This window comes from Dietzia sp. Cai40, from assembly GCF_014145165.1.
In the GTDB taxonomy this organism is placed as follows: domain Bacteria; phylum Actinomycetota; class Actinomycetes; order Mycobacteriales; family Mycobacteriaceae; genus Dietzia; species Dietzia natronolimnaea.
Window position 1 is genome coordinate 1 of sequence record NZ_JAALEB010000493.1, and the last position, 6,281, is coordinate 6,281.

Genomic DNA, 6,281 nt, shown 5'->3' on the forward strand with positions numbered 1-6,281 from the left:
GACGGCAAAGATGATGTCGGTGGTCTCGATGAGCACCAACACGGCCAGCAGGGGAGTGGCCATGATGAGCCCACCCTTGCGCACGAGCAGACGCTGGCCGTGGAAGGTGTCGGTCATGGGCACGAACCGGCGGAAAGCCCGGAGCACCTTCGACTGGTCGGGATTGAGGTGCTCGTCGCGCTGGCGGATCATCCGGAAACCCGTGTACAGCAGGAACGCCGCGAAGATGTAGAGCACCCACGAGAAGTTGGCGATCAGCACGGCGCCACCGGCGATGAAGATCCCGCGGAAAATCAGAGCGCCCAGCACCCCGAGGAACAGCACGCGGTGCTGGAACTGGGCCGGGACGGCGAAGTGGGCAAAGATGATTGCCCACACGAAAACGTTGTCCACCGCGAGGGACTTCTCGATGAGGTAGCCGGCGAAGTACTGCTGGCCGAACTCGGCGCCCCAGACGGCCCAGATGATCGCGCCGAAGCCCACACCGAGCGTGACCCAGACGGCCGACCAGGTGGCGGCTTCTCGGACGCCGATGACGTGAGCCTTGCGGTGGGCGACGAGGTCGATCGCCAGCATCACGATGATGAACGCCAGGACGGCAAGCCAGAGCCAGAGGGGGGTGTGCATAGTCAGGGACCTTTCGATCAGTAGGTGATCGAAGGTCTCTCCCGGCCCTGTCGGGCCCGCTCCGCCGGGTCCGAGGACCGTAGTGACGACGAAACGCGTGAGGGATACTCCCCTTCTGGTGCAGTTCAGTTAATCACAGGCGGGCGAGGTGTCGCCGGGTCAGTCGCTGGTGGGGGAGGCGTGGTCGGGTCCGCCTTCCCGCGGGGTGGGTGCGCCGGGTGGTTGCCGAGACGGTCATGCGCAATACTTGGCGTCGACGAGTTCGTCTATCTCAGACTTGGAGCGAGTGAAATCCCCTGATGGGTACCCCCTGCGAGAGGCCCGGGTCGGCTGACGACCCGGGTCCGAGTTGTCTCTGGCCAGTTTCACCGCGAAACCCGTGGTCGCTGAACCGTGAACCGCGATCACGTGAGCGAGCGTTCTGATGGGCGTGACGCTCCTGATGCTGCTGCTGGGGATCCTCGCGATCCTCGCGATCATCGCGGCGAACGGCTACTTCGTGGCCCAAGAGTTCGCATACATGTCCGTGGACAGGAACAGGCTCAAGGCGCGGGCGGACGCGGGGGACATCTCGGCAGCGCGTGCGCTGAAGGTCACCCAACGGACCTCGTTCATGCTCTCGGGCGCCCAGTTGGGGATCACGGTCACCGGACTGCTGGTGGGGTTCGTGGCCGAACCGCTGGTCGGCCAATCGCTCGGGACCCTGTTGGGTGGGGTCGGCGTCCCCGCGGCTGTCGGTGTGACGGTGGGTACCGTGCTGGCGTTGATCGCCGCGACGGTGGTGCAGATGATCTTCGGCGAGTTGTATCCCAAGAACCTTGCGCTGGCCAGCCCGGAGCCCCTGGCGCGTGGCCTGGCCCGTTCGACCACTGTGTACCTCACGGTGTTCGGCTGGCTCATCGTGGTCTTCGACAAGTCTGCCAACTTGTTGCTCCGGGCAGTCGGGGTCAATCCTGTTCACGATCTGGACACCACCGCCACGGCGGAGGATCTCGAGCGCATCGTCGCCGATGCCAGGGGAAGTGGGGATCTGCCCGAGAATCTCTCTGTTCTCATCGACAGAATTCTGGACTTTCCGGACCGGACGGTCGAGCATGCGATGGTTCCGAGGTCTCACACCAGTGTCGTCTCACCCGATGCGACGGTCGGGGAGGTGAGGGTTCTGATGGCCACCGGACACACCCGCTATCCGGTCGTCACCGTTGAGCAGGAGCCGGTCGGGGTGGTGCAGTTGGTGGACGTGCTCGCGTGGTCGTTGGAGCCCGACGCGCCGGTCACCGAGCTCATGCGCCCGGCGGTGGTGGTCCCCTCGTTGATGTCCCTACCGGATGCGCTGTTCAGCCTGACGGACTCCGAGGCCCAGCTCGCTGCGGTGGTGGATGAGTACGGGGGTTTCGCCGGCGTGATCACCATCGAGGACCTCGCCGAGGAGCTGATCGGCGAACTGACCGACGAGCACGACGTCGAGGCGGATTCGGTGATCTCCCTTGAGGGTGAGGACTGCTGGCGGATGGATGGCGACGTCCACATCGACGAGGCCGAGCGGGCACTCGGCCACACACTGTCCGAGGGTGACTACGAGACCGTGGCAGGTCTGGTGATCGCCGCTCACGGGCGACTACCCGAGGTGGGGCAGACGGTGCGTGTCGATCTGCCAATCGATCCCCGCGAGCTGATCGCCGACCATCCACGAGAAGTGGCGCTGGACATCGAGGTTCTCGAGGTGGCGCGGTTGGTGCCCAGTGAGCTGAGGATTCGTCTCGTGGAGCGTGGTGGCACCGTTCCCCTCGACGCCGGCGATGACGATGCGTCTGGAAAGAGCGAGGTTCGGTGATGGGAAACCCGATGGTTGTCACGGCCATTACTGCGGGGCTCATTGTGTTGAGTGCGTTCTTCGTCGTGATCGAGTTCGCACTCCTCGGCGCGCGACAGCACCGGCTCGAGAAGGAAGCGGCAACCAGTGCCTCGGCCCGCGCGGCGCTTCGCGGGATGAACGAGCTGACCCTCATGCTCGCCGGTGCCCAGTTGGGCATCACGGTCTGCACGTTCGCCCTCGGTGCGGTCACCAAGCCCGCCGTGGACTCGTGGCTCGGCCCGGTCTTCACTTCGTGGGGCGCACCGGCCCAGCTCGCTGGTGGCGTGGCGTTCGGGCTGTCGTTGCTCCTGGTGACCTTCCTGCATCTGGTGGTGGGGGAGATGGCGCCCAAGTCGTGGGCGATTGCGCACCCGGAATTCGCCGCCAAGTTCGTGGGCCTGCCCTCGAGGGGGTTCATCTGGGTGTTCCGTCCGCTGCTGCGGTGGGTTAACGCAGTGGCCAACCGTCTTGTCTCCGCCAGTGGCGTCACGCCGGTTGAGCGTGCCGCCGTGGGTGGACAGGACGCGGCTACGATCCGCCAGCTCGTCGAACACTCGGCGACGGCGGGTTCCCTCGACAACTCGTTCCGGTCCCCGTTGTCGGGTGCGCTCGGCTTGGACCAGTTGCATATCGGAGCGCTCGTCGACACCTCGACGGCACCCACCGCGGTCCCGGCCGGAGCCACGGTGGCCCAGGTCCAACAGGCCGCGACGCGCACCGGCTATACGCGGGTGCTCCTCCAGGACGGCAATTCGCCCACTCCGGAGGTGGTCCATGTGCGTGACACGTTGATGGAGCCCGCGGATGCGCACGCACGTGCCTTTGCGCGCCCGGTGATGGTGTTCGACTCTCGCACTCCGGTGTACGAGGCGCTCGCAGAGGCGCGCGAGCGCAGCGAACAGCTGGCCGCAGTGACGGACCAGGGCCAGTTCATCGGGGTGATCACCATCTCCGACATCCTCAAGCATCTCCTTCCCCAGGAGTCCGGACGAACCGGGGCGTAGCGCCCTGCACGTCGTCGGATGGGTTGTCGACGTCTGAACCCACCTCGGCCCGAGTCGTACGCAGAAGGAGTGCGGGAGGGGTGATCAGTCGTGTCGCCACGGCCGCGACCGCCAATCCAGCCGAGGTGTTCGGTGGGTTGCTCGGGTGGGTGCTGAACCCCGGGGAGAGCTCGGGTGAGATCGGGGCGCCGCGGCGACGACAGAGTTGACCAGCGACTGACCAATCATTGACTGACCATTCAGTCAGGACTACGTTGACTGAACACTCAGTCAGCGACGAAAGGCGGTAGCCGTGCCCGAGGATGACCCGTCCCGCAGCGGAGCCGATCGAAGCGGCGCTCATCGAAGCGGAGTCGACCGCATCCTGGACGCGGCGATCTCCAAGTTCGGCGCGCACGGCGTCAAGGGAACGAGCCTCAAGACCATCGCCGTCGAGGCGGGTGTCTCGCAGGCGCTGATTCTCCACCACTTCGGGAGCAAGGACCGACTGCACCAGGCCTGCGACGAGCACGTGGTGCGGCTGGTGCGGCAGGGCAAGGAGTCCTCGATGGGCCAGGGCGCACAGTTGGACCCGCTCCAGTCGCTGCGGCAGATCGAGGACAGTCGCCCGCTGCTGCGCTACCTGGCCCGCACCCTCTCTGAGGGAGGCGATCACATCGCGCATCTCATCGACGAGATGGTCGCCGACGCCGAGGCCTACACCGGGGCCGCCGTCGAGGCCGGTCTCATCAAGCCCAGCGCCCATTCGCGCGAACGAGTCATCGTACTGACGCTCTGGTCGCTGGGATCGTTGGTCCTGCACGAGCACATGAACCGACTGCTCGGCGTGGACTTCCTCGACACCGAGGCTCCGCCGGAGAGCCTCGCCCCCTACATGCTCCCGGTCGTGGAGCTGTTCACCCAGGGCCTGTTCGAACCCGGCACCCTCGACCGGTTCGCGGACGCGTTCGACACCCCTGACGGCCCCCGGAAGGAGCAGTGACCACCATGGACGACGTCGTGATCTCGGCGAGAGGACTGGTCAAGACCTTCGGCGCCACGCGCGCCCTCGACGGTCTTGACCTCGAGGTGGCACGGGGGGAGGTGCACGGCTTCCTCGGCCCCAACGGCGCCGGCAAGTCCACCACCATGCGCGTGCTGCTCGGCCTCCTCCGCGCGGACGCCGGCATCGTCAGACTGCTCGACGGCGACCCCTGGACCGACGCCGTCGAGCTCCACCGCAGGCTCGCGTACGTGCCCGGTGACGTGGAGCTGTGGCCCACCCTCACCGGCGGCGAGGCGATCGACCTGCTCGCCCGGCTGCGTGGCCCGCTCGACAGGCGGCGTCGCGACGCGCTGTGCGAGCGCTTCGACCTGGACCCCACCAAGAAGGCCCGCACCTACTCCAAGGGCAACCGGCAGAAGGTGGCGCTGATCTCCGCCCTGACCTCAGAGGTGGACCTGCTCCTGCTCGACGAGCCCACCGCGGGTCTGGACCCCCTCATGGAGGTCGTGTTCCAGGAGGCGATCGGTGAGGTCAAGGCCGCCGGCCGCACGGTCCTGCTCTCCAGTCACATCCTCGCGCAGGTCGAGGCGCTGGCGGACCGCATCTCCATCGTGCGGCAGGGCCGCACCGTCGAGACCGGGAGCCTGGAGGAGTTGCGCCACATGACCCGTACCACGATGGTCGCCCGCACGGACCGACCGGCGGACGATCTGCGGCGGGTCGAGGGGGTGCACGATGTGGAGATCGACGACGACGAGGTCCGCTTCCAGGTCGACGGAGACAGTGTCGACGAGGCCGTCCGTGCACTCGCCCCGCTCGGTGTCCGCTCGCTGGTCGCCCATCCGCCGACCCTCGAACAGCTGCTCATGCGCCACTACGGCGACGCTGCTGACGCCGGGACAGTGCGATGACCGGCCGCGCGATGACCGGCAGCGCGATGACCACCACGACCGCTCCCACCCGCGAGCGCCCGCACACCGCGGGTGCCGGTTCCCCGCTGGCCGGCACCGGCACCCTCGTCCGGTTCTCCCTGCGCCGGGACCGGATCAAGCTCCCGGCCTGGGTCGGCGGCCTGGGGCTGTTCGTGATCTACATCGGCGCGGCCCTCCCGCAGCTGGCGCCGACGGAGGACGACCTGGCCGCGGTGGTGCCGCTGTTCACCCAGCCGGTGGGCCGGATGTTCACCGGCCCCGCGTTCGGCATGGACGCCCCCACCTTCGAGAGGTTCTTCGCCGCCGGCTACGCGCCGTACCTGTTCCTTCTCGCCGCACTGATGAACATCATGCTGGTCACCCGGCACACCCGTGTCGAGGAGCAGACCGGCCGCGCCGAGCTGATCCGCGCGAGCGTCACCGGACGGCACTCGGCCCTCACCGCCACCCTGATCGTCGCCGCGATCACCAACGCCCTCGCGTGTGTGGTGGTCGCCGGTCTGGCGGTCACCAATGGTTTCGCCCCGCTCGGGTCCCTGCTCATCGGGCTGGGCACCGCGCTCGCGGGGATGGCGTTCGCCGGGATCGCCGCGGTGACCGCGCAGCTCAGCGCCTACTCGCGGGCGGCGGCGGGGATGGCCGGGCTGGTACTCGGGGTCGCCTTCATCCTCCGTGCCCTCGGCGACATGGCGGCCGTCGGGGGAACCGCCCTGTCCTGGGCCTCGCCCCTCGGGTGGGCGGCCCAGACGGCCCCCTACGTGTACGACCGCTGGTGGCCGCTGCTCCCCCTCGTCGTCGTCGCCGTGGTCGGTTCCGCCGCCGCCTACGTCCTCCAGTCACGCCGCGACTTCGGGGCGAGCCTCCTCGCCCCGCGCCCC

Annotated in this window: 5 protein-coding genes and 1 pseudogene; 5 read left to right on the top strand and 1 reads right to left on the bottom strand. The window is 67.8% G+C overall.

Features of this window, described 5'->3' with window-relative positions:
- Positions 1 to 627: TerC/Alx family metal homeostasis membrane protein (locus G6022_RS16310; RefSeq protein ID WP_182692036.1), on the bottom strand; the 627-nt coding region annotated here is incomplete at its 3' end.
- Between the two features lie 424 nt (positions 628 to 1,051).
- Here G6022_RS16310 and G6022_RS16315 point away from each other — a divergent pair.
- From G6022_RS16315 to G6022_RS16335, 5 genes and pseudogenes are all read left to right on the top strand, one after another.
- Positions 1,052 to 2,461 carry a hemolysin family protein gene (locus G6022_RS16315; RefSeq protein ID WP_182640257.1) on the top strand — a complete coding sequence of 470 codons (1,410 nt, stop codon included), beginning with the start codon at positions 1,052 to 1,054 and terminating at the stop codon, positions 2,459 to 2,461.
- Complete coding sequence (locus G6022_RS16320) at positions 2,461 to 3,486, top strand: CNNM domain-containing protein (RefSeq protein WP_179524156.1); 1,026 nt, start codon at positions 2,461 to 2,463, stop codon at positions 3,484 to 3,486. The genes G6022_RS16315 and G6022_RS16320 overlap by 1 nt, the downstream gene beginning before the upstream one ends.
- Positions 3,487 to 3,778: 292 nt before the next feature.
- Positions 3,779 to 4,468, top strand: coding sequence for a TetR family transcriptional regulator (locus tag G6022_RS16325; protein WP_179524157.1), 690 nt, complete (start codon positions 3,779 to 3,781; stop codon positions 4,466 to 4,468).
- 5 nt (positions 4,469 to 4,473) lie between these two features.
- Entirely contained in the window at positions 4,474 to 5,382 is a 909-nt protein-coding gene (locus G6022_RS16330; RefSeq protein ID WP_182640259.1) for an ABC transporter ATP-binding protein, read from the top strand.
- Positions 5,379 to 6,281: pseudogene (locus G6022_RS16335) on the top strand (anibiotic ABC transporter); the annotation flags it as partial. The gene G6022_RS16330 and the pseudogene G6022_RS16335, both read left to right, overlap by 4 nt.